The sequence below is a fragment of the Agrobacterium sp. 10T429 genome, from assembly GCF_056393925.1.
In genome coordinates, this window is sequence record NZ_JBFTGV010000004.1 from 207,626 (window position 1) to 232,832 (window position 25,207).

Consider the following 25,207-nt stretch of genomic DNA (forward strand, 5'->3'; position numbering starts at 1 on the left):
AATTTAATAAATATTGCGGGTGATAATTAGTACATTATAAATGACAAGACAATATGAGAAATTGTTTTTTTTGGAAAAATTCTCGCTTTTGGTGTATTTGTGAATCGTTTCTAAGAAAACATGTAATGAAAGTCTTTTATTCCTGCAGGAACGTCTTTCTAAGCCTGTCCTGGAACGGTTTGACAAAATAGGAAAGAACGCTTCTTTCGCTTGTCTGTATGAAGACTTCGGCCGGCATGCCCGGATACAACCGTCCACCTGGTATATGGTCCATTCCAGTTTTGCTCGGCTTGATGCGCAGTGCGTAAAATGACGCACCGCTTCGGGAATCTGTCTGCAAGTCCGGGGCGACGACTGCGACTTCAGCGCTTACATCCGGCGTCGTGCTCTGATTGAAAGCCGTGAAGCGAATGGTCACTGGCTGCCCGACATAGATCTGGTCTATGTCGTTTGGAAGAACATTGGCGTCGATTGCAAGATCTTCCTTTGCCGGCACCACCAGCATAAGCACTTCGCCCGGCTGGATGACGCCGTTTATGTTGTGCACAGACAGCTGGTAGATACGCCCCGCAATCGGCGAGCGAATATCGAGGCGGTCGAGCTGGTCGCGTGTTGCCGCAAGCCGTTCCTCGTATTCCGCAACGGTGGCTTCGATAGACGTCAGATCTTTTGTGACCTCGGACTTGCGGTCCTCGTCAAGCTGAAGCGACTGCAAGTCCATTTCGCTCAGCTTGCCTACCGTCTGCGCACGCGCGGCCATATACTGGCCCTGCTGACCTTCGAGATTGGAAAGCTGCCGCTTGAGAAGGTTGAGGCGCTGAAGCGTTACCAGCCCCTTGGCATATAGCTCCCGTGTCTTTGAGACGTCTTCCCTTACGATAGCAAGTTCATTGTTGGTTGCCTCAATCTGCACGTCCATGCCCCGCGCTTCATCGGCTAGCTGATCCTTGCGCGTTACCAATTGCTTCTTCATGCCGATCAGTGCACTGCGACGGCTGTTGAAAAGGTTCTGCTCACTGTCAATGAATGTTTTGGCAGCTTTCGAATTGGTCAAGACGGCCAGATCTTCCGGCGTTGTGAAAGAGGTGGCGTCGGAGATTTCGGCACGCAGACGCGCACGGCGTGCATAAAGCTGCGCGAGCGTATTTTCGACAATGGACAGGTTTGCCTGAACGATCGTGCCACTCAGCCGCAGCAAAACCTGACCGGCCTCCACCGTGTCACCTTCCGCAACATTGATCTGGCTGACAATACCGCCGGAAAGGTGTTGAATTTTCTTGGAGTTGCCTTCGACAACGACCCGGCCCGTGGCGACGACCGCTCCCGAAAGCTTCGCGAGAGCCGCCCAGCCACCCAGGCCAAAAAGAAGGCCGGCAGCAAGAACGACTACGGCGGTTGAGTGTTTGACGATAGATGTTTTCGTCACGCCGGTTTTTTCTCCCTCAACCATTTTCACCTACCCGGCTTTCCAGCTTGCGTACTTCTTCTTCTGTTTCCGGCACCTGGCGAATATTTTGACGCAGGATTTGCGCAAGCACCTCTTCCTTGGTGCCGAAGCGAAGCATGCGGCCGTTGCTCATCACCATCACAAGATTGACGCTTTCGATGGCGCTCGGACGATGGGCAATGACGACCACGATGCCGCCCCGCGCCCTTATGTCGCCAATGGCGTTGCGCAAGGCTGCCTCGCCTTCGCTGTCCAGATTGGAGTTCGGCTCATCAAGGATGACAAAGAACGGCTCCCCAAAAAGTGCCCGCGCCAGGCCGATGCGCTGTTTTTGCCCGCCTGACAATGCCTCTCCACGGTCGCCGATATAGGTGTCGTAACCGTTGGGCAGGTCCAGGATGAGATCATGAACCTGAGCGGCCTTGGCTGCCGAAACGATGGCTTCCGCCGTTGCGTCACGGTCGAAGCGCGCGATATTTTGCGCGACCGTGCCTGGCATCAGCTCCACCTGCTGGGGCATGTATCCGATGGATTTACCGAGAACCTCGAAATCCCACTGGTTCAGTGCGGCCCCATCGAAGCGCACGGAGCCGCGCTCATAGGGCCAGATACCGGTTATCAAACGTGCCAGCGTGGATTTACCGGAAGCGCTCGGCCCAATGATGCCAAGGCCATCGCCCGCGTTCAACGTGAAGGAAATATCGGCCACGGTATCTCGCGCACCATTGGGCGGACCGCCGGTCACGCGATCGATGGCAACGGTATATTTCGGTGGCGGCAGGGAAAGCGGCTGTGCGGGTTCCGGTACGAGTTCGAGAAACTCGTTGATGCGTTTCCAGCCCTGTCGCGCAGTCATGAAGCTGCGCCAGTTTGCAATTGCGTGTTCGACAGGGCCCAGCGCTTTGGCCGAGAGGATGGAGCCTGCGATGATGCTACCCGCTGACGCATGCCCCTCGATAACCAGCAGGGCGCCGATTGCCATCACACCCGACTGTAACAAAAGGCGGAATGTTCGGGAAATCGCGGCGAGCATGCCCGCCGTGTCCGACGTCGAGAGTGTGACGGCGCGGTAATTGGAGTGCAGATCGTCCCACATCGACGTCACCGCATTCATCATGCCCATGGTTCTTATGGACTCGATGTTGCGCTGGCTGCTGCCGACGAGTGCATTTCTCTGTCCGCGCACGGTGTAGGCCTGTTTGGTCGCCCTTTCGGTCAGCCAGTTGGTTACGAGCGTCAGCACGACAAGGACCAGGGCGCCGCCAAGCACGGCAAAACCGATCCAGGGATGCAAGGCAAAACAGATCAGCAGATAGATGGGCAGCCAGGGAATATCAAAAAAAGCTGCTGGTCCCGGCCCGGACAGGAATTGACGTATCTGATCGAGATCGCCGACGATCTGCAGCCCGTCTACCTTGCCGTAGGCGGCAAGTGGTGCGCTGATTGATGCCCTGAAGAGCTTCTGATTGAGCTCGTCGTCCATATTGTCCGAGATGCGAGCCAATATCCGGCCGCGCAGAGCATCGAACCCCACAAGAAAGGCATAGAGAATAACCAGCAGAACAACGAGAGCGACCAGAGAAGGAATACTCTTGCTCGGCAGAATCCGGTCATAAACCTCCAGCATGAAAAGGGAGCCGGAAAGGTTGAGAATATTCATGAGTGCGCTGGCAAGGCCGACAGCAAAGAAAGCGCGCTTATTTTTTGTTAAAAAAGAATTAAAAAAAAACATATCAACACCTAAAACTGCGCGAAAATTGCACAATAAGTGAAACTAGGCAATGCTATTAGAGAATGTTCTAAATAAATTAGGCAAAGAGATAAGTAGCAATACGACTTTGATCTTGATCTGTCGATACGGAGATGGGGTCGAAGGCTGGACGTGACGCTATGTCGCCCACCAGAGTGTTATGGCGCATCGATGCAACAAAAAAGGCGGTCCAAAGACCGCCTTCTCCGTAAATCCATCAAAATGGAAATCTTATTCCGCTGCAGTTTCCGCAGCCTTTGCTGCTTCTTCTGCTGCCTTGGCTTCTGCTGCTTCGGCTGCTGCCTTTTCGGCGGCGAGAGCCTGTGCTGCTGCTACCTTTTCAGCTTCCAGACGTGCCTTTTCTTCGGCGACTGCCTGGCGCTCGGATTCGTTCAGCTTGCGGGCGCGCGTACCGGTGTTTTCAACGATACGGGCAGCCTTGCCGCGACGATCGCGCAGGTAGTAGAGCTTCGCGCGGCGAACCTTACCGCGACGAACGATTTCAACGCCTTCGACCAGCGGGGAGTAGATCGGGAATACGCGCTCGACGCCTTCGCCGTAGGAGATCTTGCGAACGGTGAAGCTCTCGGAAAGGCCGCCGCCGGAACGGGCGATGCAAACGCCTTCGTAAGCCTGAACGCGGGTACGGTTACCTTCGGTAACGCGCACGTTGACGCGCAGCGTGTCGCCCGGAGAAAACTCAGGCAGGGTGCGCTTTGCTTCGATCTTGGCAGCCTGTTCGGCTTCCAGCTGCTGAATGATATTGGTCATGTTAACCTCTGATTTCTTCTGAAACAGCCAGAGCGCTCAACGTTTCGTCTGTCGGTCAATGCCTTCAGACCATGCCGTGCGGCAGGAGCGGGTTCGCCATTCTTTGCTTGCGGTTAAAGGGGAAAACCCCAATTCCACGCGGGCACATACACGAGGCAGCGCCATTTGTCATCCCTTCATGACAATATTTTATCAATTGTGGGCGACGTACGGGCTGTTGCGAAGGTGCGTTTCCCCGGTTATGGCATGAAAACCTTGGGAGGGGCCATGTCCGTACTTATTATCATGATGCTGTTTGCGACCGGCTTTCTATCTGGCGTGGTCAATGCGATTGCCGGTGGTGGCACCTTTTTGACCTTCGGGGCGATGACGCTTGCAGGCCTGCCGCCGATTGTCGCCAATGCCACTTCGGCGATCGTGCAGTTTCCCGGTTACATCACCTCCGTGATCGCCTACGGGCCTGAAATCCGCGCCCACTGGCGCGAGGCGATCCTCCTGTCGGCCGTCTCCATCGTCGGCGGGCTGGCGGGGTCGCTTTTGCTCCTGTCGCTCGACAACCCCTCCTTCCGCCAGCTTGTGCCGTGGTTGCTTCTGGCCGCAACCGTTGTTTTCGCCGCTGGCCCGTGGCTGCGACCGAAGGCCAGTGCCGAGCGTTCACCCGGTAATGTGCCGAGCCTCTTCTTTCAGGGGCTCGCCTCCATCTATGGTGGTTTTTTCGGGGCGGGCATGGGCATCATGATGCTGGCCATCCTCGGAATGACCTCGGGTGGCAGCTATCATCATCTGAATGCCCTGAAGAACCTGCTCTCGGTGGTGATCGCGATCATCGCCATTACGATCTTCGTCAGCGGCGGCGTCGTTTCCTGGTGGGCCGCCCTCATCATGTTCCCGGCGGCCGCGCTTGGCGGATATGTGGGGGTGCACACGGCAAGGCGGGTGCCGCAGTGGATCATCCGCTGGCTGGTCATTGCCGTCGGGCTGGTGCTGACGGCCTATTATTTCGTCTCGGTTTAAACCTTGGCCTTTTCCAGCAAGTCGGGCCGTCTTTCCTTCGTCAACGCCAGCGCCTGCTCGTGCCGCCATTTGTCGATGACGGCGTGATTGCCAGAGGTGAGAACGGCTGGGATGTCGCGGCCTTCCCAGACCTGCGGACGGGTGTAGTGCGGATGCTCCAGAAGCCCACCCTCGAAGCTCTCATGCACGCCTGAGAGATCGTTGCCCATGACGCCCGGCAGAATGCGGACAATGGCGTCCAGAAGCGTCAGGGCGGCGGGCTCGCCGCCGGAGAGAATGTAATCGCCGATCGACACTTCCTCCAACCCGCGCGCCTCTATGACCCGCTGGTCGACGCCTTCGAAGCGTCCGCACACGATAATCGCGCCGTCGCCTGCCGCCAGTTCGCGCACTCGGTCCTGCGACAGTGGCTTGCCGCGCGGGCTCATCAGCAGACGCGGTCGCGTATCTCCATCTGAAACATGGTCAATGGCTGCGGCCAGAATGTCGGGTTTCAGCACCATGCCGGCGCCGCCGCCTGCCGGGGTGTCGTCCACGCTTCTGTGCCTGTCGGTCGCGAATTCACGGATCTGCACGGCCTCAAGTGACCATTGCTCGCGCTCCAGCGCCTTGCCCGCCAGCGAATATCCGAGATGCCCGGGAAACATTTCCGGGTAGAGCGTCAGAACGGTAGCCTTGAACGTCATGGCCTTATTTCTTGCCGAAAGGCGATGCGCCGGTTTCGTCTTTGTCGTCCGGATTGTCGATCAGGCCAGCGGCCATGGGATCGATGAGAATGCGTCTCGCCTCCAGATCAATTTCAAGCACGGCTGCTTCCGAAAAGGGGATGAGGGCGGGACGGCGGCCCGCACCTTTCAGCTCCAGGAGGTCGCCTGCGCCGAAATCGTAAACGGCGCTGACGGCGCCATAGCTTTTGCCTTCGGCATCGACGGCTTCCAGCCCTTCGAGGTCGGCATAATAAAATTCGTCGTCGTCCAGCTCGTCATCCGGCAGATTGTCGCGTTCGATGAAAAGTTCGAGCCCGTTCAGGCTTTCCGCCGCATTGCGGTCGTTGATACCCCTGAAGCGGACGACAACCACATTCTTGCCCTCGCGGACTTCCAGAATTTCGAAGACGCGGCCATCGGCGCTCACCAGATTGCCGTAATCGCCGAGCGCCATCGGTTCGTCCGTATAGGTGCTGACGCGGACTTCGCCGCGCAATCCCTGTGCGCCGCCGATCTTTGCCATGAGTATCGGGTTTTCCAGCTTTGCCATCGGGCCGTCCGTCTTCTGGTGTTGGTTGCGTCTGGTTTACAGCATCAGCGTGAAAATCGGAATCGATTTTCACAGGGCACAATGCGCAGATCCAACGCGTTAGAGCATAGTTCCTGACGCTCTAAAGTTTGTTCATACCAAAATAAACAAAAAACGGGCGGCATGGAAAACCACGCCACCCGTTCTCTAAAATTCTATCGCAGATTATTCTGCAGCAGAAGCTTCTGCTGCGGCAGCAGCTGCGTCTTCAGCCTTCTGCTTCTTTTCTGCAACGCGTTCCAGAGCGCGCTTGCCCGGCAGTGCCTTTTCCGGGTTGCTGCGAGCGGCGCGATCGGCAAGGCCTGCCTCTGCGAGGAAGCGCAGAACGCGGTCGGTCGGCTGTGCGCCCTTGGCGATCCATTCCTTGATGAGGTCAGCCTTCAGCTCGATGCGCTGCGGGTTGTCCTTGGCGAGCATCGGGTTCCAGGAACCGACCTTCTCGAGGAAACGGCCGTCGCGGGGCGAACGGGCGTCAGCAACGACGATCTGGTAGTACGGGCGCTTCTTGGAACCACCGCGTGCGAGACGAATTTTAAGTGCCATGTTATTTACTCCTTGAGATAGCTTGTCCGCCGGTTAGGCGGTCTTTTCATTACCGCCATGTTCGGCGGCTATTGCTTCATGATGCCGGATGACTTCCTTGATGACGAAGTTTAGAAACTTCTCGGCGAAATCCGGATCCAGATTGGCATCCTTTGCCAGACGGCGAAGGCGTTCGATCTGGTATTCCTCGCGCGCCGGGTCCGCCGGCGGCAAATTGTATTTTGCCTTCAGCACGCCCACCGCCTTGGTACAGCGGAAACGTTCGGCAAGAATGTGAACCAGTGCGGCATCGATATTGTCGATCGACTGGCGGTATTCGGAAAGCTGGGCTTTCACTTCTGCGTTGTTCACTGGCGTCGCCCTCACTTCTTTTTCGGGAAGCCGGGCAGGCCCGGCATGCCGCCAAGACCCGGCAGCTTTGTCCCGCCCAGACCGGGTAGCCCGCCGGGCAGACCACCGAGACCGGGCATTGCGCCCGGCTTGCCAAGACCGGCAGCTTCAGCCTGTTTTTGAAGCGCTTCGAGCTGCTTCGGGTCGATGTTCGACAGATCAGGCATGCCGCCGCCCATCATGCCACCAAGCCCCATCTTGCCCGCAAGGCCGCCCATCATCTGCTTCATGATGCCGCCCTTGCCCTTGCCGCCCATGGCTTTCATCATGTCGGCCATGCCACGGTGCATCTTCAAGAGCTTGTTGATTTCGGCGGCATCGGTGCCGGAACCGGCGGCGATGCGCTTTTTGCGGCTGTGTTTGAGGATATCGGGATTGGCGCGTTCGGCCTTGGTCATCGACGAGATGATGGCGATCTGGCGGTCGAACATCTTGTCGTTGAGGCCTGCGGAAGCCATCTTGTCCTTCATGCCGGCCATGCCGGGCATCAGCCCCATGATGCCGCCCATGCCACCCATCTTCTTCATCTGGGCAAGCTGGTCGGAGAGATCGTTGAGGTCGAACTTGCCCTTGGCCATCTTTTCGGCCATGGCGCGGGCTTTTTCGGCATCAATGTTTTCGGCAGCCTTCTCGACCAGCGAAACGATGTCGCCCATGCCGAGAATACGGTCGGCGATACGGCGCGGATGGAACTCGTCGAGTTCGTTCATGCGCTCGCCGATACCGATCAGCTTGATCGGCTTGCCGGTGACGGCGCGCATGGAGAGGGCCGCACCGCCGCGTCCGTCGCCATCCATACGGGTGAGCACGAGGCCGGTGATGCCGACGCGTTCATCGAAGTTGCGCGCCAGGTTGACCGCGTCCTGACCGGTCAGCGAATCCGCGACCAGCAGGATTTCATGCGGGTTGGACTTCTTCTTGATGTCGGCCATTTCCAGCATCAAGGGTTCGTCGATATGGGTGCGGCCGGCGGTGTCGAGAATGACGACGTCATGGCCACCGAGCTTGGCGGCCTGCACGGCGCGTGCGGCGATATCTGTAGGCGACTGGCCGGCTATGACCGGCAGCGTATCGACACCGGTCTGCACGCCCAGCTGGCGAAGCTGTTCCTGTGCGGCCGGACGACGCGTGTCGAGAGATGCCATCAGCACCTTCTTCTTGTCGCGGTCGGTCAGGCGCTTGGCGATCTTGCCTGTGGTCGTGGTCTTGCCCGAACCCTGCAGACCCACCATCATGATGACGACGGGGGCGGCCGCATGCAGATCGATCGAGACGCCTTCGGTGCCGAGCATCTCGACAAGTTCGTCATGCACGATCTTGACGACCATCTGGCCGGGCTTGATGGATTTCAGAACGGCTGCGCCGACAGCCTTTTCACGCACCTTGTCGGTGAAGGAACGCACGACTTCCAGCGCAACGTCCGCTTCCAGAAGCGCACGGCGAACCTCGCGCAAGGCGGCGGCAACATCGGCTTCCGTCAGCGCGCCACGGCCGGTCAGTCCATTCAGAATGGAACCAAGGCGGTCCTGGAGGTTTTCAAACATCGTTTCTTCCTTCTTCGTTCCGGGATCTCCGAAACGTCGGTGCTTTCGCTGCCAAAAACAAGACGCAAAGCCAAAAAGCACCCGAGGGCGCATCGCGCTGTCGGGTGTTGACCTCCGGGATCTCTTTATACCTTTGCGGGTCCCGGTCGGCGGCTTGGAGTCGTGAAACTGCCAGCTGATTGGCCGCGATAAACAGGAAAGTGCCGTGAAAGTCAAGGGAGTGCCGGTTTTCATGCGGCAAAGCATGCCTTGTCATCTTTACGTGATCAGACGAAAGCTGCGATGGCGGTGCTTGAACGGCGTCGCCTGGCTTCTTATACCTTTCCCATGAAACGTCGAAACTTCTTTCGTTTTTCCGCACTTGGTCTGCTTGCTCTTGCGGGCGGCGGCCTGTTTGCGCGCCGCTCTAACGCCAGCGCCTATTATAGTGGGCCGGTCTCCGATCATTTCGACGGGGTGCGTTTCTTCAATCCCGGCGGCTCGCCGCCCGGCAATTTCATGGGCCTCCTGAAATGGCGCTTCAACGGCGAGCGCGCCACGTGGCCGGAAAACTATCCCAGCCCGTTTCCGTTCGCAAAGCCGGAGCCCCGCATCGACGGCAAGGACATTCGCGTCACCTTCGTCGGTCACGCCTCCTTTCTTATCCAGACGGCAGGGCTGAATATTCTCATCGATCCGGTGTGGTCGCAGCGTACCAGCCCGTTCAGCTTCGCCGGTCCCAAACGCGTCAACCCGCCGGGCATCCGTTTTGAGGATTTGCCGCCTATCGATCTGGTGCTGGTGACGCATAATCACTACGACCATCTGGATATGGAAACGCTGAAGCGCCTGCATGTGGCGCACAAGCCGCTTTTCATCACGCCGCTTGGCAATGACGCCATCATCCGCACCGGCGTCGAGGCAGCGCGCATCAAGGTGGGGGACTGGGGCGATGTCCTTGAGATTGGTTCGGTCAAAATTCATTTCGAGCCGTGCCACCATTGGTCGGCGCGTGGGCTGAACGACCGGCGCATGGCGCTGTGGGCGGCCTTCGTCATTGAAACGCCTTATGGCAAGATTTATCATATCGGCGATACCGGCTTTCACGACGGCCTCAATTATCACGCCGCGCGCAAAAAACACGGTGAGTTCCGTCTCGCCAACCTGCCTTTCGGCGCCTATGAGCCGCGCTGGTTCATGAAGGGCCAGCACCAGAACCCTGCGGAAGCCGTGGAAGGCATGAAGATCTGCGGTGCGGCACATGTCTGCGGCCATCATTGGGGCACTGTGCAACTGACCGATGAAGCGGTCGAAGCTCCTCTTGTCGCGCTGAAGGCAGCGCTTGTTGAGCAGGGGATAGACGAGAGCCGCTTCCAGCCCATGCGGCCCGGCGAAGTCTTCGACGTACCTTCCGCCTGAGCGGCTCAGCGGTTTGCGCCGCAACAGTCTGGTAATTTGCCGTCCTTTCCGCCATATAGAGCGAAAGTGCGGGCAAAGCCCGTCTTTATTCCGGTTTCAGGTGGTTTTCAGGTTCAGTACGATGGCGGATACGGTCGAATTTGCGAAGATGAACGGGCTTGGCAACAAGATCCTCGTTGTCGACATGCGCGGCCGCAGGGATATGGTGACGCCTGCGGCGGCCATCGCGCTCAATGCCGATCCCGCCACGCAGTTCGATCAGATCATGGCGATCCACGATCCGCGTGTCGGCGGCACCGATGCATTCATCGATATCCTCAATTGCGACGGCACGAAGGCGCAGGCCTGCGGCAACGGCACGCGCTGCGTGGTGCAGGCGCTGTCTTCTGAAACCGGCAAGACCACCTTCACCTTCCAGACGGTGGCGGGCATCCTGAACGCCGTTGAGCATGAAGACGGCATGATTTCCGTTGATATGGGCCTGCCGCGTTTTCGCTGGAGCGACATTCCGCTTTCCGAAGAGTTCCACGATACGAGCCGCATCGAGTTGCAGATCGGGCCGATCGACGCGCCAATCCTGCATTCGCCCGCCGTCATGTCCATGGGAAACCCGCACGCCATTTTCTGGGTGGATCGCGATCCGATGGAGTTCGATCTGGAACGCTTCGGTCCGCTTCTGGAAAACCACCCGATGTTCCCTGAAAAGGCCAATATCACCCTGGCACAGGTTATTTCCGACAGTGCGCTTCGCACCCGCACCTGGGAGCGCGGCGCCGGGCTGACGCTCGCCTGCGGTTCTGCCGCATGTGCCGCTGCCGTTTCCGCTGCGCGCACCGGCCGCACGGGCAGGAAGGTCACCATCGATGTCGCCTCCAGCCCTGTGCGTGTGCCGCTGACAATTGAGTGGCGCGAGGACAACCACGTCATCATGACGGGGCCGGCCGAATGGGAATGGTCCGGCATGGTCGATCCCATCAGCGGCGCCTTTTCGCGCGATGCCGTGGCTGAGCAGGGGGCCATATGAGCGGCGTCGAGGTCATAACCTTCGGCTGCCGTCTCAATACCTATGAATCGGAAGTGATGCGGGCGGAGGCCGAAAAGGCCGGGCTCAACAATGCCGTCTTGGTCAATACCTGCGCGGTGACCGGCGAGGCGGTGCGCCAGGCGCGCCAGGCCATCCGCCGGGCAAGGCGCGACAATCCGCATGCGCGCATCATCGTGACCGGCTGTGCTGCCCAGACTGAAAAACAGACCTTTGCCGAGATGCCCGAAGTGGATGCGGTGCTGGGCAATGAGGAAAAGCTGAAAAGCGCCTCCTATCGCGCACTGCCGGATTTCGGCGTTTCGGCGGAAGAAAAGCTGCGCGTCAACGACATCATGAGCATCAAGGCGACGGCGCCGCAGATGGTCAAGCACATTGACGGGCATGTCCGTGCCTTCATTCAGGTGCAGAACGGCTGCGATCATCGCTGTACCTTCTGCATCATTCCCTATGGGCGGGGCAATTCCCGCTCCGTGCCGATGGGCGCTGTGGTCGAGCAGGCGCGCAGGCTGGTGGAAAGCGGCTATTGCGAAATCGTCCTGACCGGGGTGGATGCTACCAGCTACGGTGCCGACCTGCCGGGCGAACCTTCGCTAGGGCTTCTTGCCAAAACATTGCTGAAGCAGGTGCCGGAAATCTTGAGACTTCGGCTATCCTCGATCGACAGCATCGAGGCCGACCACCATCTGATGGATCTGATTGCCGGTGAGGCGCGTTTCATGCCGCATCTTCACCTGTCCCTCCAGCATGGCGACGACATGATCCTGAAACGCATGAAACGCCGTCATTTGCGGGCCGATGCCATCCGTTTCTGTCACGAGGTGCGGTCGCTCCGGCCGGATATCGCATTCGGTGCTGATATGATCGCAGGTTTTCCGACCGAGAACGAAGAGATGTTCGAAAACGCCGCGACGCTTGCGGAAGAATGCGGCATTTCCAGCCTGCACGTATTTCCCTACAGCCCGCGTTCCGGCACGCCGGCGGCGCGTATGCCGCAGCTCGACCGTGCGCTGGTGAAGGAGCGGGCGGCGAGGCTTCGCGAACGTGGCGAGGCACTCAGGCTCGTGCATCTGCAAAATATGGTTGGTTCGACGCAAACGATCCTCGTTGAAAACACCGGTTTTGCGCATACCGACAATTTCACGCTGGTGGCGGCGCCCGATCTTCTCCCGCGCACTCTTGCGCAGGTTGAGATTACCGGCCACAACGGCAAACATCTGAACATGAAGCTTCTCGCAGCGGACGCGGCCTGAAGCGGCACAGGAAAAGACACGGGAACGACCATGGCCCTCGGCTTCATCAAAAAAGTCTTTTCTTTCGGCAAGGACAAGGCCGGGACTGACGGCAAGCCGCAAGAGGATTCCGCGCTTGAACGCGCCAGAGAAAATGTCTCTTTCGATGAGGCATTGAGCGAAGCCGAAGCACATCCCATTGTCGAGAAAGACCCGGTTTCCGAACTGGAGATCGAGACGGCCGGTGGGCCTGCTCTGGATGCTGATGCGGCCCTTTCCGATGACCCGGAGGAAGAGGACGCGCCGCTTCTGCCCGGCGCCGAGCAGGCCGGAGACATCGGCGTTGTTCCGCTGTCGCTGTTGCAGGCCGAAGCCGCCGCCGAAGAACAGGCCGAGGTTTTGCCCGAAGCTGCCGATGCCGTGCTCGATGCAGATGCGATGGATGCGCTGCTCGATGAGGCGGAGGCTGCCGGTGCCGTCGAGCCCTCTGCCGTTTCGCCGATTTTGCCGAAAGGTTTTGCGGCGGCAAGCGAGCGCGAAGAGCCTGTCGCCGAAGCGCCGCAGCCGAAGCTCAGCTGGTTCCAGCGCCTGCGGGCCGGGCTTGCGCGCACCTCCTCGCAACTTACCACCCAGATTTCGGCGCTGTTCACCAAGCGCAAGCTGGATGAGGATACGCTCGACGAACTGGAAGACCTTCTCATCCAGTCGGATCTGGGTGTCGAGACCGCCATGCGCATCACGGGCGCCTTGTCTTCGGAACGTTACGGCAAGGATGTCAGTGGCGAGGATGTGGCGCGCATCATGGCGGGTGAGATCACCAAGGTCCTGAAACCTGTCGCCAAGCCGCTGGAACTCGATCTTTCACACAAGCCGCATGTCATTCTCGTCGTCGGCGTGAACGGCACCGGCAAAACCACGACCATCGGCAAGCTCGCCTCCAAGCTTTCAGGCTCTGGCCTCAAGGTCATGCTTGCGGCCGGCGATACGTTCCGTGCGGCGGCAATCGAGCAGCTCAAGATCTGGGCGGATCGCACCGGCTCGCAATTCATCGGCACCAAGCTCGGTGCGGATGCCTCGGGTCTGGCTTACGACGCCTATGAGCAGGCGCGTGCGCAAAAAAGCGATGTGCTCATCATTGATACTGCCGGCCGTTTGCAGAACAAGACGGAGCTGATGGCGGAGCTGGAAAAGATCGTGCGCGTGCTCGGCAAGCTCGATCCCGATGCGCCGCATACCGTGCTTCAGACACTGGACGCCACGACCGGGCAGAACGCCTTGAACCAGGTGGAGATATTCCGCAATGTTGCGGGTGTTTCGGGCCTGATTATGACAAAATTGGATGGCACGGCGCGGGGCGGTATCCTCGTGGCCATTGCCGCCAAACACAAGCTGCCGGTGTATTTCATTGGTGTGGGTGAAGGCGTGGACGATCTGGAGCCCTTCGAGGCGGAAGATTTCGCCAAGGCCATTGCGGGAGTTTGAGTATGGATATTGAAAGCAATTCCAAGGAAAGCGAAAAGATGGTGGCGGAAATCAGCCCGCTCCTGAAATTCGTGCTCGAGCTTGGCCCGCTTATGGTGTTCTTTTTCGCCAATTCCCGCGGCGAATGGCTGGCCTCCACTTTTCCGGTACTGACGGAGTTCGGCGGGCCGATCTTCATCGCCACCGGCCTGTTCATGATCGCAACCGCAATTGCGCTTTCCGTCTCATGGATGCTGACGCGCAAGCTGCCGATCATGCCGCTGATATCAGGCATTGTGGTTCTCGTGTTCGGTGCGCTGACGCTGTGGCTGCAGAACGATACCTTCATCAAGATGAAGCCAACCATCGTCAATGCGCTGTTCGGCGTCATTCTGCTGGGCGGCCTGTTTTTCGGCCAGTCGCTGCTTGGCTATGTCTTCAATTCGGCCTTCAGGCTGAACGATGAGGGCTGGCGCAAGCTGACGCTGCGCTGGGGCGTGTTCTTCCTCTTTCTCGCCGTGCTGAACGAGGTGGTCTGGCGCATGTTCTCAACCGACGCATGGGTTGCGTTCAAGGTGTGGGGCACGATGCCGATCACGATCATCTTCACCATGGCGCAAATGCCGCTCGTCATGCGTCATTCGCTCGAACCGTTGAACAAGGACGAAAAATGACAGTTGCAGAGATGCCGGCTTCCCGTCCGCGCTCGTTCAAATGGTTCGGTGTCGCTGCCGGACTTCTTCTCCTGCAGATCGTCATCCTCTATGCCATGGGCCGCATTCCCATTTGCGAATGCGGTTATGTGAAGCTGTTCGAACCCGGTGTGAACACGCCGGGCAATTCCCAGCATCTTGCCGACTGGTACACGCCCTCACACATTATCCACGGCTTCTTGTTTTACGGGCTCGCCTGGCTGCTGTTTCGCAAGAAACCCCTTTCCATGCGGCTTTCTTTTGCGGTTTTGATAGAGGCAGCTTGGGAAATCCTCGAAAACTCGCCGCTCATCATCGATCGTTATCGCACGGCGACCATGGCGCTGGGTTATACCGGCGACAGCATCCTGAACTCCGCGATGGACACCGTTTTCATGGCGCTGGGTTTCCTCTTCGCCGCCCGCGTGCCGGTGTGGCTGACGGTTGTGATCGCCATCTTCTTTGAAATCTTCACCGGCTGGCTGATCCGCGATAATCTGACGCTGAACGTAGTGATGCTTGTCTGGCCCGTCGAAGCGATCAAGCAATGGCAGAACGCGCTCCCGCCAATGTGAAGATATCTGCCCGTACGTGCGTCGGAAAGGCACGAAAACCCTGCGTTATATGCAAGTTTTCTTAAGGGCATTGCGGTAGTGTCCGGGCTCAAAGGCTCGTCTTTCCGTCCGGCAGAACACTGTGCAAGATAATTTCGCCTACCTTCTCCCCTTCATCATGCTGACATTCGGTGTGGTATTCCTGTTCCTGCAGAGGACCGGCCACGCTTCGGCGCGATATTGGGGTTTCGGATATCTTTCGGCGGCGTTTGGTTTTGCCGCACCTCTAGTGCTTGGCGGCTTGCCCTTCGAAGTACAGGCGATCGTCTCGAACCTGTTGTTTTTCTCTGCCTTTTTTCTCTACGGCCATGCGCTGCTTACCCATTTCGGACGGCCGCTTTATACGACGGCGCGACTGTCGATCGTGGCTGCAGCGGTTTTGCTGGTCTCGTTCCATGTCTTCGTCACACCGGATCTGAAACGTGAGCTGGTCATCGGTGATCTTGTCTGCGCCCTGCTGCTCGCCATCCCGGTCTGGATCGTGCGGAAGCGGCCCCTGGCGCTTGCAGACAGGCTGATGGTGGCGATTGCGTCACTCGTAGTGCTCGAAACGCTGGTGCGCATCGGCATGTTGCTGGTGATGACGCCGAACGGTTCGATGATCGAACTCAGTGAATTCTTCGAATCCGATTATGCTTTCTACATGCAGCTTGCCGCGAGCATATTCGGCTTTCTGCTTGCGCTATCCGTACTTGCGAGCCAGATTTCCGTGACTGTCGACCGGCACCTGCAAGCGGCTGAGCACGATCCGCTGACGGATGTGCTGAACCGCCGTGGATTCGACCGGCGCGTTCCCGATTTTCGCAGCGGGACACCAATAGGCGCAGTAATTGCGTGCGACATAGACCATTTTAAGCGCATCAACGATGACTATGGCCACGCCGCCGGCGATATCGTTCTCATCGGCCTTTCAGACCTTCTCCGGAAAAGCGCGCGTAGCGACGCTCTGGTGGCGCGTTTCGGTGGCGAGGAATTCGTGGTTTTCCTGCCCGGCCACACCGCCGCCGCGGCCGGTCACCTTGCCAATGCCATGCGTTTGAACCTTCTGTCGCTGGATTGGCGTAGCCGTGGCGTGGCCACCAAGGTCACGGCAAGCTTCGGCGTTTCAGCTGTCGCGAGGGGAGATCATTCAATTCACGATGCGATCAAACGCGCCGACGACAGCCTGTATGCGGCAAAGCGTGGTGGCCGCAATCAGGTCGTGCTTGAAGGGATGGGTGTGCAGGCGACAGCCGAAGGGCCGTCGCTAAGGGTTATTTCCAAGGTATAATACCGTTCGGCGCGCGGGCTACTTTCCGGCCGCAGCGGTGATCGCCGGCAATAAATCCCGCTCGACGCTGCGGGCATCGAAGGGGCCGACCTTTTTGTAGAGGATCGTGCCGTCGGCACCGACCAGATAGCTTTCAGGGATACCATAGACACCCCAGTCGATCGCGGCCTTGCCGTTCGGGTCGACGCCTATCGCGGCAAAGGGATTGCCGAGTTCGCCGAGAAAACGAAGCGCGTTGTCCGGTTTGTCCTTATAGTTGATGCCGACGACGGTGATGCGTTTGTCTTTCGCCAATTCCTGAAGGATGGGATGCTCCTGACGGCAGGGAATGCACCAGGAGGCGAAGACGTTGACCAGCGTCAGCTTACCCTTGACGGCGGCCTCGTTGAGGGCCGGCAGGTTTGAGCCTTCCAGCGGCGGCAGCGACAGTGCGGGCGCCTTGGTTCCGATGAGCGCCGATGGAATGGCGCTGATATCCAGCCCGTTGACGTCCTGATCGTAGAGCATCTTGCCGGCGATAATGGCAAAACCGCCGAAAAGCAGAAGCGGCAGAAGCGCCAGGGCATATCGTGTGCGCCCCGTGCTTTTGGCTTTGGTGTTCTGGTCCTGGCTGGCCTGCGTCATCGGGTTTCACCCGCAGAACCAGCTTTTGCCCTGCGGCGCACGCCGGATGCTTCCAGTTCTTTCAGTTCCCGTTTGCGCGCCTGACCATCCAGGATGACCCAGGCGATGAGACAGAGGACGACAAGGCCTGTCGCCGCATAGGACATGCCGATATAAAAGGCGTGTGTCATGTTCTCATGCCTCCCGGTTTGCCATGCGGGCGGCAAGCCGCCGTTGGGCTGCCACGCGCCGGCGCCAGATTTCGTTACGCATTGCGGCGATGTGCAACGTGAAGAACAGTAGCGTAAAGCCGATCGCCATGGTCAGAAGCGGCCAGAGAAACTCCGCATCGATTGCCGAGCCGCCCATGCGGATGACGCTTGCCGGCTGGTGAAGCGTGTTCCACCATTCAACTGAAAACTTGATGATGGGAATATTCACAAAACCAACGAGGATGAGCACGGCGCTGACACGGGCGGCTCTGGAAGGGTCGTCCATGGCGCGGTTGAGCGCTATCAGGCCAAGATACATCAGAAAAAGCACGAAGACGGACGTCAGCCGCGCGTCCCATACCCACCAGGTTCCCCACATGGGTTTACCCCAGAGCGAGCCGGTAACAAGCGCAATCAGCGTGAAGGCAGCGCCTATGGGTGCTGCCGCCTTGTGGCTGACATCCGCAACCGGATGACGCCAGACGAGCGTGCCGATCGCTGAGACCGCCATGACCGTATAACACATCATCGAAAGCCAGGCGGAGGGGACATGCACATACATGATGCGCACGGTATAACCCTGCTGGTAGTCGCCCTCTGTCGTGAAAGACAGATAGAGACCGGCGGCCAGCACCAGTGCCGTCAGGACCGCAAGCCAGGGCAGAATGCGTGCCGAGAGCGCCAGAAACCGCGTGGGATTGGCGAGATCACTGAATTTGGTGATGGTGAAAGTCTGCTGGTTCATGCCGTTTGTGTAACCCGAGAATGGCTGCCCCGCAATTGATCGCCGTCAATCGTAGATCGGCAATTGCGGTTTCATCAATCCATAACATTGCGCAATGCCAAAGCGGCAAAGAAAGGACCGGTCACGGCTGAAAATAACGTGATCGCGCAGAGAATGAGGAAGGGCGGCAGAAAGGGTGCCGGATCCTGCACCGCCGCATAGGACGCGCTGACGCCGAAGATCAGTACCGGAATGGCCAATGGCAGCACAAGGATGGAGACCAGAAGGCCGCCGCGCGGCAAGGCAACGGCGACAGCGGCACCCACCGCGCCGATGAAGGTAATGGCGGGCGATCCGACAAGGAGTGTGAGCATCACCGCGCCGATCGCCACTTCGTCCATATTCATGAACAGGCCGATGAGCGGCGAGGCGATGACCAGTGGCAGACCCGTTCCCACCCAATGTGCCAGGCATTTGACGAGCACGGTCAGCACAAGCGGGTTTTCCTGCATGAGTATGAGGTCTAGCGAGCCGTCATCCCGCTCTGCCTGAAACAGCCTGTCGAGGCCGAGGAGGGTGGAGAGCAGCGCGCCGATCCAGACGATGGCCGGGCCGATGCGTGCAAGCAGATTGAGATCAGGCCCGACACCGAAGGGGATGACGGCGACAACGGTCATGAAGAACAAGACGCCGATCAGCGCGCCACCGCCGGCGCGGATGGAGAGTTTCAGGTCGCGGAGGAAGAGGGCGGTCATTGGGAGTGCTCCGTGCGTGGGTCTTCACCCCCCTCTGCCCTGCCGGGCATCTCCCCCACAGGGAGGGAGATCGATCTGCGGCAAGATTTCGCCCGTCGCGCAATTTTCGGATGGAGCGGCGAAGGTGCCTCCTGCTGATCTTCCCCCTTGTGGGGGAGATGCCCGGCAGGGCAGAGGGGGGTATACCCCCCGCGCATAGCCCTCATGCCCAAGCCTCCACACCTGCAAAGCCCGTCATCTGCAATTCCCGCGCATTGTCGAGCCCAAGAGGCTGATGGGTCGCAGCCATGACGATGCCGCCTCTCCTCAGGTGGCTCTTGACCAGATCCGTAAACATGCCGTCCGCTGCTTTGTCGAGCGCCGCTGTCGGCTCGTCGAGAATCCACACCGGCCGCCACGCGATCAAAAGCTTTGCCATGGCAAAACGTCGCTGCTGGCCTGCGGATAGGTAACCGAAGGGCAGGTGGGTGATGCCCGCAAGGCCGACGATGTCTGCCGCCTCATCGATATCGACACCGGCGCCGCCGGCGAAGTCACCGAGAAAGTCTTTCCAGAACCGCAGATTCTCCGAAACCGTCAGTTCCGTTTTCATTGCGTTGCGATGGCCGAGGTAATGGCAGGCCTCCGATGGACGCATGTCCGCTTCTATTCCTTTGCCGGCTATCTTTACCCAGCCCTGCTCGGGGCGCAGCAGGCCGGCCACAGTGCGCAGAAGCGTGGATTTTCCCGAGCCGTTGCGGCCGGTCAGCACCAGCGCTTCGCCGTCACTTAACTTGAAGGAAATGTTCATGAATATGAAATCTTCGCCGCGTCGCACGCCAAGATTTTCCGCCGTCAAATCCATGCTGCGTTTCCGTATAAGATTTTCATCGTCTCGCATAAAAAAATCGATTTGATTTCCTGAATGGTCTGGCACGTTTCTGAGAAATTATCTATATGGGTGTCAACCACGCCAGCGGCCGGCGTGAACATCATCTTGCGCCGGACTTGACGATTGCGAGGAGCAATTTTCACGTGCGGACAGCGGAAATGGTCGTACCCGCATCCTGATGTGCATGAGTGCATAGGTGTCCGCACGCACGTGTTGGCTATCAGAGTAAGCGGGGTTTTTTATCCATGCCCAAATCACTCGACAGTTTTCATTGTCGTTCCGTCCTTACCGTTGATGGTAAGGACTACGTCTATTTCAGCCTTCCCAAGGCTGAGGCAAACGGCCTGAAGGGCGTTTCCAAGCTCCCCTATTCCATGAAAGTTCTTCTGGAAAACCTGCTTCGTTTCGAGGACGGCCAGTCCGTCACCAAGGAGCATATTCTGGCCGTTGCAGAGTGGCTGAACAATAAGGGCCTGACCGAAAACGAAATCGCTTATCGTCCCGCCCGCGTTCTCATGCAGGACTTCACCGGCGTTCCGGCTGTGGTCGATCTCGCCGCCATGCGCGATGCCATGGTGTCGCTCGGTGGCGACCCGGAAAAGATCAATCCGCTCGTTCCCGTCGACCTCGTGATCGACCACTCTGTTATCGTTGACGAATTCGGCACGCCGACTGCGTTTGCCCGAAACGTCGAGCTTGAATATGAGCGCAATGGCGAGCGTTACCGCTTCCTGAAGTGGGGCCAGCAGGCATTCAAGAACTTCCGCGTGGTTCCGCCCGGTACTGGCATCTGTCACCAGGTCAACCTCGAATATCTCGGCCAGACCGTCTGGACCAAGGAAGAGGACGGCGAAACGATCGCTTATCCGGATACCTGCGTCGGCACCGACAGCCACACCACCATGATCAACGGTCTTGGCGTTCTCGGCTGGGGCGTTGGCGGTATCGAGGCTGAAGCAGCGATGCTCGGCCAGCCTGTCTCCATGCTCCTGCCTGAGGTCATCGGCTTCAAGCTGACCGGCAAGGTGAAGGAAGGCGTGACTGCGACCGACCTCGTGCTGACCGTCGTGCAGATGCTGCGCAAGAAGGGCGTGGTTTCCAAATTCGTCGAATTCTTCGGCCCCGGCCTCGATTCGATGACGCTGGCCGACCGTGCCACCATCGGCAATATGGGTCCGGAATATGGCGCTACCTGCGGCTTCTTCCCGGTTGATGGCGAGACCATCAACTATCTGACCATGTCCGGTCGCACCAAGGACCGTATCGCGCTTGTCGAAGCCTATTCGAAGGCACAGGACATGTGGCGGACCGGCGACGGTTCCGACCTCGTCTTCACCGACACCCTTGAACTCGACCTCGGCGACGTCGTGCCATCCATGGCCGGTCCGAAGCGTCCGGAAGGCCGTCTGCCGCTCGAAACCATTGCACCGAATTTCGCGACGGCTCTCGAGAACGACTACAAGAAGCCCGGCCAACTCCACAGCCGCTATGCGGTTGAGGGCGAGGAGTTCGATCTCGGCCATGGCGATGTGGCAATTGCCGCCATCACCTCCTGCACCAACACGTCCAACCCTTCCGTTCTCATCGCTGCCGGCCTTCTCGCCCGCAACGCGGTTGCCAAGGGTCTGAAGTCCCAGCCGTGGGTGAAGACCTCGCTGGCGCCGGGGTCGCAGGTCGTTGCCGAATATCTCGACAAGTCGGGTCTGCAGAAGGATCTCGATGCGATTGGCTTCAACCTCGTTGGTTTCGGCTGCACCACCTGCATCGGCAACTCCGGCCCGCTGCCCGCACCGATCTCCAAGACGATCAACGACAAGGGCCTGATCACGGCCGGCGTTCTTTCCGGCAACCGCAACTTCGAAGGCCGTATCTCGCCCGATGTTCAGGCGAACTATCTCGCCTCGCCGCCGCTCGTCGTGGCCTACGCGCTTGCCGGCACGGTCCAGAAGGACCTGACGAAGGAGCCGATCGGCGACGACCAGAACGGCAATCCGGTCTATCTCAAGGATATCTGGCCGACCTCGCAGGAAATCCAGGAATTTATCCTGAAATACGTCACCCGCGAACTTTACGAATCGAAGTACGCTGATGTCTTCAAGGGTGACGCGAACTGGCAGGCCGTTCAGGTTCCCCCGGGCCAGACCTATGCCTGGGACGACAAGTCGACCTATGTTCAGAACCCACCTTACTTCGTGGGCATGGGCAAGACCGGTACGGGCCTTACGAACATCAAGGGCGCCCGCGTTCTCGGTCTCTTCGGCGACAAGATCACAACCGACCACATTTCCCCGGCCGGTTCGATCAAGGCTGCTTCGCCCGCCGGCGCCTATCTGACGGAGCACGGCGTGGGCGTTGCCGACTTCAACCAGTACGGTACGCGTCGCGGCAACCATGAAGTCATGATGCGCGGCACCTTCGCCAATATCCGCATCCGCAACCACATGCTCGGCCCGAACGGCAAGGAAGGTGGCTACACCATCCACTATCCGTCGAAGGAAGAGATGTCGATCTACGACGCTGCCATGAAGTACAAGGCGGAGGGCGTTCCGCTCGTCATCTTCGCCGGTGTCGAATATGGCAACGGTTCTTCCCGCGACTGGGCGGCGAAAGGCACCAACCTGCTCGGCGTCAAGGCAGTCATCGCACAGTCCTTCGAGCGTATCCACCGCTCCAATCTCGTCGGCATGGGCGTCGTTCCCTTCGTCTTCGAGGAAGGCACGACCTGGGCGAGCCTTGATCTCAAGGGTGATGAAGTCGTCGAGATCGATGGTCTCGAAGGTGAAATCAAGCCGCGTGAAAAGAAGATCGCCAAGATCACCTACAGCGACGGTTCGGTGAAGGAAGTTCCGCTTCTGTGCCGCATCGATACGCTGGATGAAGTGATCTACATGAACAATGGCGGCATTCTGCAGACGGTTCTTCGCGATCTGGTTGCCTGACAAAGCTCAGACCAACAAAGGACGCCGGGATTTTTCCCGGCGTCTTTGCGTTTCATCATCTCTTTTTTTGTGATTGCCACTCACCCCTTCGTGACTTTCTATTGAAGTGGAATAGACGCTATTTTCCGGTTTGCATCCGGTTGGGTTGATCGCATCAATTCGTCTGGATATCTGCTCCGGACAAAGGTTCTTGTAATGCCGCTGAAATTGCCCCTGTCGATATGTCTTCTCGGCACGTTCCTCGTCACATCCGCGCATGCGCAGGAGGCTGTGAAGGGCGTTGTCGAGTTGTTTACATCGCAGGGATGCGCGTCCTGCCCGCCGGCGGACGAAGCATTGCGCAAGATGATCCAGAAGGGTGATGTGGTCGGCCTCTCCTACCATGTCGACTACTGGAATTATCTTGGCTGGACAGATTCCCTGGCATCGAAGGAAAATACAGAGCGGCAATATGGCTACATGCGCGCTCTCGGCCGCAACGGTGTCTATACGCCTCAAGCCATCCTGAACGGTCGCGACCACGTCAAGGGTGCGGATGTCCGCGGGATTTACGACAGGCTGGATGCTTTCAAGCGCGAGGGTCAGGGGCTGAACGTGCCGGTTGCGTCCAAATTTGCCGGTGACGAGGTGGAGATCGATATTGGCGCCGGTAGCGGCAAGGCCGATGTCGTGGTCGCCTATTTCACGCGCGAGCAGACGGTAGACGTGCAGAAAGGCGAAAACCAGGGGAAGAAAATGTCCTACTGGCACAGCGTCTATGACGTGCAGACCGTCGGCATGTGGGATGGTTCACCGATGACGGTGAAGCTTCCGGCAAGCGTGGTGGCAAAGGTGAAAAAGGGTGGCTGCGCCGTGCTGTTGCAAACGGCAAATGCCAGCGGCGATCCGGCGGCAATCGTCGGTGCAAGTATTTTACTGGGGAATGAAACACCCTGATCGCCTGTCTGGCGATGGAAGATCCGATCCGGGCATTGGGGGCTGGGGGTAAAGGGTCAATGCACCGGATCGGGTCATCTTGGTGCCTAGGCATCAATTGACAATAGGACTATTCCATTCAATTCGGGCCATGGTTTGACCGAAATACGGCAGGCCATGCTAAAATGGCTGCCTAAATGGTTACCTTTTTTACCCCTGCTTTTTTCTAAGGCAGCGTCCTTATGGGCATTGGCGGGTGTCTTTCTGCGTCGCAGACGCCGGGTTTCGCTGTCGTCCTAAGACCGTAAAACCCTCCTCCAAAGTTGCGATCTCATGTTCAATGGCTGTTCGAGACTTGCAATTTTGTCTTCTCCGGCTCACATTAATCGGACGACTTGGGTGGAATCGGAGGTATTGGATGACCGATCAACCGGATGTGCAGCAGGTTCAGACCGCTTCACGCGACAGTTCCACCGTTGTCGATCTCCGCGAGTACAAAAAAGACAAAGACCCTCTGCCAATTACATTCCACCGGCGTGAGCTGGATGCGATCCTGCGCATCTATGGCCGCATGGTGGGAGAGGGCGAGTGGCGTGACTATGCCATCGACCACTTGAGGGAAAAGGCGGTATTTTCAGTGTTTAAACGCTCGGGTGAAATGCCGCTCTACAGGATCGAGAAGAACCCCAAGCTGGCGGCGAAACAGGGCGCCTATTGCGTGGTGAATACGGATGGCCGCATTCTCAAACGTGGCCACGAACTGCCGCAGGTTCTCAAGGTTTTCGACAAGGTCCTGAAGCTCATCGAGTGAGATGGGACGACGGGTTACCCATTCCGCCGCTTGATGCCACAGCGGGTTGGGAGACGGTCAGGTTTCGAATTTCTTGTAAATAAAAAGGCGGCCGAATGGCCGCCTTTTGCATGTTTGTCAGTTGGGTTCCTGCCCTTACTTGTCACGGTTGCCCATGAACTGCAGGAGGAACATGAACAGGTTGATGAAGTCGAGATAGAGCGTCAGCGCGCCCATGATCGCCTTGCGGCCAGCCACGGCAACTTCGTCGCCATCGAAATACATTTCCTTGATCTTCTGCGTGTCATAGGCGGTGAGGCCAGCGAAGATCAGCACGCCAATCGCGGAGATCGCGAACTGCAGCGCGGAAGAGGCGAGGAAGATGTTGACGATGGATGCGATGATCAGGCCGAACAGACCCATGATCAGGAACGAACCCATGCCCGAAAGGTCTTTCTTCGTGGTGTAACCGTAAAGCGAGAGCGCGCCGAACGAGGCAGCGGTCACGAAGAACGTCTGTACGACGCTCTGGCCGGTATAGACCATAAAGATCGAAGACAGGGACACGCCCATCAGCGCCGCATAGACCCAGAAGGTTGTCTGGGCGGCGGAAACGCTCATGTTCTGGATACGGAAGCTAAGGAAGAACACCAGTCCGAGCGGTGCGAGCATGACGACCCAGCGCAGCGGTGACGCAAAAAGCAAAGTGGCAAAAGCTTCGTTCGAAGCTGCAAGCGTATATGTGCCGAACGCTGCGATGCCGGTGATGACCAGAGCCAGCGCCATAAGGTTGTAAACCTTGAGCATGTAGGCGCGAAGACCTTCATCGATCATCGCACCAGTCTGTGCACGGGTCTGGGCCATGCGGTTCTGGTAGTTATTGAAGTCAGCCATTGTTTCCTCTTTTGAGCTCCGTAATTGCTACGGTGTCGGG

The 25,207-nt window shown here is 58.4% G+C and carries 25 protein-coding genes; 11 read left to right on the forward strand and 14 right to left on the reverse strand.

Features of this window, described 5'->3' with window-relative positions; all coding sequences use genetic code 11:
• Positions 1-136: 136 nt before the first annotated feature.
• The 3 genes from AC1DCP_RS12275 to rplS form a co-directional block, all read right to left on the reverse strand.
• Positions 137-1,450, reverse strand: a complete 1,314-nt coding sequence (locus tag AC1DCP_RS12275; protein WP_019566021.1) for an HlyD family type I secretion periplasmic adaptor subunit — start codon at positions 1,448-1,450, stop codon at positions 137-139.
• Positions 1,443-3,107, reverse strand: a complete 1,665-nt coding sequence (locus tag AC1DCP_RS12280; RefSeq protein ID WP_236759198.1) for a type I secretion system permease/ATPase — start codon at positions 3,105-3,107, stop codon at positions 1,443-1,445. Before AC1DCP_RS12280 ends, AC1DCP_RS12275 begins: the two co-directional genes overlap by 8 nt.
• 321 nt (positions 3,108-3,428) lie before the next feature.
• Entirely contained in the window at positions 3,429-3,968 is a 540-nt protein-coding gene (rplS, locus tag AC1DCP_RS12285) for a 50S ribosomal protein L19 (protein WP_003492508.1), read from the reverse strand.
• Positions 3,969-4,235: 267 nt separating this feature from the next.
• On the opposite strand from rplS, the gene AC1DCP_RS12290 reads away from it, so the two are divergent.
• On the forward strand, positions 4,236-4,982 hold the full coding sequence (locus AC1DCP_RS12290) for a sulfite exporter TauE/SafE family protein (protein WP_003516607.1): 747 nt from the start codon (positions 4,236-4,238) through the stop codon (positions 4,980-4,982).
• Here AC1DCP_RS12290 and trmD read toward each other — a convergent pair.
• From trmD to ffh, 5 genes are all read right to left on the reverse strand, one after another.
• On the reverse strand, positions 4,979-5,668 hold the full coding sequence (gene trmD / locus AC1DCP_RS12295) for a tRNA (guanosine(37)-N1)-methyltransferase TrmD (RefSeq protein WP_038492438.1): 690 nt from the start codon (positions 5,666-5,668) through the stop codon (positions 4,979-4,981). The genes AC1DCP_RS12290 and trmD overlap by 4 nt on opposite strands.
• 4 nt (positions 5,669-5,672) lie before the next feature.
• Positions 5,673-6,239 carry a ribosome maturation factor RimM gene (gene rimM / locus AC1DCP_RS12300; protein WP_003516610.1) on the reverse strand — a complete coding sequence of 189 codons (567 nt, stop codon included), beginning with the start codon at positions 6,237-6,239 and terminating at the stop codon, positions 5,673-5,675.
• A 204-nt stretch (positions 6,240-6,443) separates the two neighbouring features.
• Positions 6,444-6,821, reverse strand: coding sequence for a 30S ribosomal protein S16 (rpsP, locus tag AC1DCP_RS12305; RefSeq protein ID WP_003516612.1), 378 nt, complete (start codon positions 6,819-6,821; stop codon positions 6,444-6,446).
• A gap of 33 nt (positions 6,822-6,854) precedes the next feature.
• Complete coding sequence (locus AC1DCP_RS12310; RefSeq protein ID WP_013636924.1) at positions 6,855-7,172, reverse strand: chorismate mutase; 318 nt, start codon at positions 7,170-7,172, stop codon at positions 6,855-6,857.
• Positions 7,173-7,183: 11 nt separating this feature from the next.
• The gene (ffh, locus tag AC1DCP_RS12315) at positions 7,184-8,755 is read right to left on the reverse strand and encodes a signal recognition particle protein (RefSeq protein WP_003516616.1); all 1,572 of its coding nucleotides are present in this window, start codon (positions 8,753-8,755) and stop codon (positions 7,184-7,186) included.
• A 282-nt stretch (positions 8,756-9,037) separates the two neighbouring features.
• Here ffh and AC1DCP_RS12320 point away from each other — a divergent pair, with 282 nt between their 5' ends.
• The 7 genes from AC1DCP_RS12320 (at position 9,038) to AC1DCP_RS12350 (ending at position 16,464) form a co-directional block, all read left to right on the forward strand.
• Positions 9,038-10,153, forward strand: a complete 1,116-nt coding sequence (locus AC1DCP_RS12320) for an MBL fold metallo-hydrolase (RefSeq protein ID WP_065688691.1) — start codon at positions 9,038-9,040, stop codon at positions 10,151-10,153.
• A 121-nt stretch (positions 10,154-10,274) separates the two neighbouring features.
• On the forward strand, positions 10,275-11,177 hold the full coding sequence (gene dapF / locus AC1DCP_RS12325; RefSeq protein WP_025594586.1) for a diaminopimelate epimerase: 903 nt from the start codon (positions 10,275-10,277) through the stop codon (positions 11,175-11,177).
• Entirely contained in the window at positions 11,174-12,448 is a 1,275-nt protein-coding gene (gene mtaB / locus AC1DCP_RS12330) for a tRNA (N(6)-L-threonylcarbamoyladenosine(37)-C(2))-methylthiotransferase MtaB (protein ID WP_065688690.1), read from the forward strand. The genes dapF and mtaB overlap by 4 nt, the downstream gene beginning before the upstream one ends.
• Positions 12,449-12,478: 30 nt before the next feature.
• Positions 12,479-13,909, forward strand: a complete 1,431-nt coding sequence (gene ftsY, locus AC1DCP_RS12335; protein WP_065688689.1) for a signal recognition particle-docking protein FtsY — start codon at positions 12,479-12,481, stop codon at positions 13,907-13,909.
• Between the two features lie 2 nt (positions 13,910-13,911).
• Positions 13,912-14,562, forward strand: a complete 651-nt coding sequence (locus tag AC1DCP_RS12340) for a septation protein A (RefSeq protein ID WP_003516625.1) — start codon at positions 13,912-13,914, stop codon at positions 14,560-14,562.
• A complete protein-coding gene (locus AC1DCP_RS12345) occupies positions 14,559-15,155 on the forward strand; it encodes a DUF2585 domain-containing protein (RefSeq protein WP_003516627.1) in 597 nt (198 codons plus the stop codon). Before AC1DCP_RS12340 ends, AC1DCP_RS12345 begins: the two co-directional genes overlap by 4 nt.
• A gap of 121 nt (positions 15,156-15,276) precedes the next feature.
• Complete coding sequence (locus AC1DCP_RS12350; RefSeq protein ID WP_065688688.1) at positions 15,277-16,464, forward strand: GGDEF domain-containing protein; 1,188 nt, start codon at positions 15,277-15,279, stop codon at positions 16,462-16,464.
• Positions 16,465-16,482: 18 nt separating this feature from the next.
• Here the strand turns inward: AC1DCP_RS12350 and AC1DCP_RS12355 are convergent, their stop codons facing one another.
• The 5 genes from AC1DCP_RS12355 to ccmA all read right to left on the reverse strand — a co-directional run bounded on the left by AC1DCP_RS12355 (position 16,483) and on the right by ccmA (position 19,602).
• Entirely contained in the window at positions 16,483-17,088 is a 606-nt protein-coding gene (locus AC1DCP_RS12355; RefSeq protein ID WP_065688687.1) for a DsbE family thiol:disulfide interchange protein, read from the reverse strand.
• Positions 17,085-17,258, reverse strand: coding sequence for a heme exporter protein CcmD (gene ccmD, locus AC1DCP_RS12360; RefSeq protein ID WP_013636916.1), 174 nt, complete (start codon positions 17,256-17,258; stop codon positions 17,085-17,087). The genes AC1DCP_RS12355 and ccmD overlap by 4 nt, the downstream gene beginning before the upstream one ends.
• A gap of 4 nt (positions 17,259-17,262) precedes the next feature.
• Positions 17,263-18,024, reverse strand: coding sequence for a heme ABC transporter permease (locus AC1DCP_RS12365; protein ID WP_065688686.1), 762 nt, complete (start codon positions 18,022-18,024; stop codon positions 17,263-17,265).
• A gap of 74 nt (positions 18,025-18,098) precedes the next feature.
• Positions 18,099-18,758, reverse strand: coding sequence for a heme exporter protein CcmB (gene ccmB / locus AC1DCP_RS12370; protein ID WP_003516632.1), 660 nt, complete (start codon positions 18,756-18,758; stop codon positions 18,099-18,101).
• A gap of 202 nt (positions 18,759-18,960) precedes the next feature.
• Positions 18,961-19,602: a heme ABC exporter ATP-binding protein CcmA gene (gene ccmA / locus AC1DCP_RS12375; protein ID WP_038492420.1), complete on the reverse strand. Its 642-nt coding sequence runs from the start codon at positions 19,600-19,602 to the stop codon at positions 18,961-18,963.
• A gap of 272 nt (positions 19,603-19,874) precedes the next feature.
• Between ccmA and acnA the strand changes: the two genes are divergently transcribed.
• The 3 genes from acnA (at position 19,875) to AC1DCP_RS12390 (ending at position 24,294) form a co-directional block, all read left to right on the forward strand.
• Positions 19,875-22,568: an aconitate hydratase AcnA gene (acnA, locus tag AC1DCP_RS12380; protein WP_003516634.1), complete on the forward strand. Its 2,694-nt coding sequence runs from the start codon at positions 19,875-19,877 to the stop codon at positions 22,566-22,568.
• 195 nt (positions 22,569-22,763) lie between these two features.
• Positions 22,764-23,504: a DUF1223 domain-containing protein gene (locus AC1DCP_RS12385; protein ID WP_003516643.1), complete on the forward strand. Its 741-nt coding sequence runs from the start codon at positions 22,764-22,766 to the stop codon at positions 23,502-23,504.
• 397 nt (positions 23,505-23,901) lie between these two features.
• The gene (locus tag AC1DCP_RS12390) at positions 23,902-24,294 is read left to right on the forward strand and encodes a DUF2794 domain-containing protein (RefSeq protein WP_003516645.1); all 393 of its coding nucleotides are present in this window, start codon (positions 23,902-23,904) and stop codon (positions 24,292-24,294) included.
• A 135-nt stretch (positions 24,295-24,429) separates the two neighbouring features.
• Here AC1DCP_RS12390 and AC1DCP_RS12395 read toward each other — a convergent pair whose 3' ends face one another.
• Positions 24,430-25,167, reverse strand: coding sequence for a Bax inhibitor-1/YccA family protein (locus AC1DCP_RS12395; protein WP_065659945.1), 738 nt, complete (start codon positions 25,165-25,167; stop codon positions 24,430-24,432).
• Between the last annotated feature and the right edge of the window lie 40 nt (positions 25,168-25,207).

Coding starts and splice junctions, on each gene's coding strand:
- AC1DCP_RS12275 (WP_019566021.1), bottom strand. CDS start 1,450: ATGGTTGAGGGAGAAAAAACCGGCGTGACGAAAACATCTATCGTCAAA.
- AC1DCP_RS12280 (WP_236759198.1), bottom strand. CDS start 3,107: ATGAATATTCTCAACCTTTCCGGCTCCCTTTTCATGCTGGAGGTTTAT.
- rplS (WP_003492508.1), bottom strand. CDS start 3,968: ATGACCAATATCATTCAGCAGCTGGAAGCCGAACAGGCTGCCAAGATC.
- AC1DCP_RS12290 (WP_003516607.1), top strand. CDS start 4,236: ATGTCCGTACTTATTATCATGATGCTGTTTGCGACCGGCTTTCTATCT.
- trmD (WP_038492438.1), bottom strand. CDS start 5,668: ATGACGTTCAAGGCTACCGTTCTGACGCTCTACCCGGAAATGTTTCCC.
- rimM (WP_003516610.1), bottom strand. CDS start 6,239: ATGGCAAAGCTGGAAAACCCGATACTCATGGCAAAGATCGGCGGCGCA.
- rpsP (WP_003516612.1), bottom strand. CDS start 6,821: ATGGCACTTAAAATTCGTCTCGCACGCGGTGGTTCCAAGAAGCGCCCG.
- ffh (WP_003516616.1), bottom strand. CDS start 8,755: ATGTTTGAAAACCTCCAGGACCGCCTTGGTTCCATTCTGAATGGACTG.
- AC1DCP_RS12320 (WP_065688691.1), top strand. CDS start 9,038: ATGGCGGTGCTTGAACGGCGTCGCCTGGCTTCTTATACCTTTCCCATG.
- dapF (WP_025594586.1), top strand. CDS start 10,275: ATGGCGGATACGGTCGAATTTGCGAAGATGAACGGGCTTGGCAACAAG.
- mtaB (WP_065688690.1), top strand. CDS start 11,174: ATGAGCGGCGTCGAGGTCATAACCTTCGGCTGCCGTCTCAATACCTAT.
- ftsY (WP_065688689.1), top strand. CDS start 12,479: ATGGCCCTCGGCTTCATCAAAAAAGTCTTTTCTTTCGGCAAGGACAAG.
- AC1DCP_RS12340 (WP_003516625.1), top strand. CDS start 13,912: ATGGATATTGAAAGCAATTCCAAGGAAAGCGAAAAGATGGTGGCGGAA.
- AC1DCP_RS12345 (WP_003516627.1), top strand. CDS start 14,559: ATGACAGTTGCAGAGATGCCGGCTTCCCGTCCGCGCTCGTTCAAATGG.
- AC1DCP_RS12355 (WP_065688687.1), bottom strand. CDS start 17,088: ATGACGCAGGCCAGCCAGGACCAGAACACCAAAGCCAAAAGCACGGGG.
- ccmD (WP_013636916.1), bottom strand. CDS start 17,258: ATGACACACGCCTTTTATATCGGCATGTCCTATGCGGCGACAGGCCTT.
- AC1DCP_RS12365 (WP_065688686.1), bottom strand. CDS start 18,024: ATGAACCAGCAGACTTTCACCATCACCAAATTCAGTGATCTCGCCAAT.
- ccmB (WP_003516632.1), bottom strand. CDS start 18,758: ATGACCGCCCTCTTCCTCCGCGACCTGAAACTCTCCATCCGCGCCGGC.
- ccmA (WP_038492420.1), bottom strand. CDS start 19,602: ATGGATTTGACGGCGGAAAATCTTGGCGTGCGACGCGGCGAAGATTTC.
- acnA (WP_003516634.1), top strand. CDS start 19,875: ATGCCCAAATCACTCGACAGTTTTCATTGTCGTTCCGTCCTTACCGTT.
- AC1DCP_RS12385 (WP_003516643.1), top strand. CDS start 22,764: ATGCCGCTGAAATTGCCCCTGTCGATATGTCTTCTCGGCACGTTCCTC.
- AC1DCP_RS12390 (WP_003516645.1), top strand. CDS start 23,902: ATGACCGATCAACCGGATGTGCAGCAGGTTCAGACCGCTTCACGCGAC.
- AC1DCP_RS12395 (WP_065659945.1), bottom strand. CDS start 25,167: ATGGCTGACTTCAATAACTACCAGAACCGCATGGCCCAGACCCGTGCA.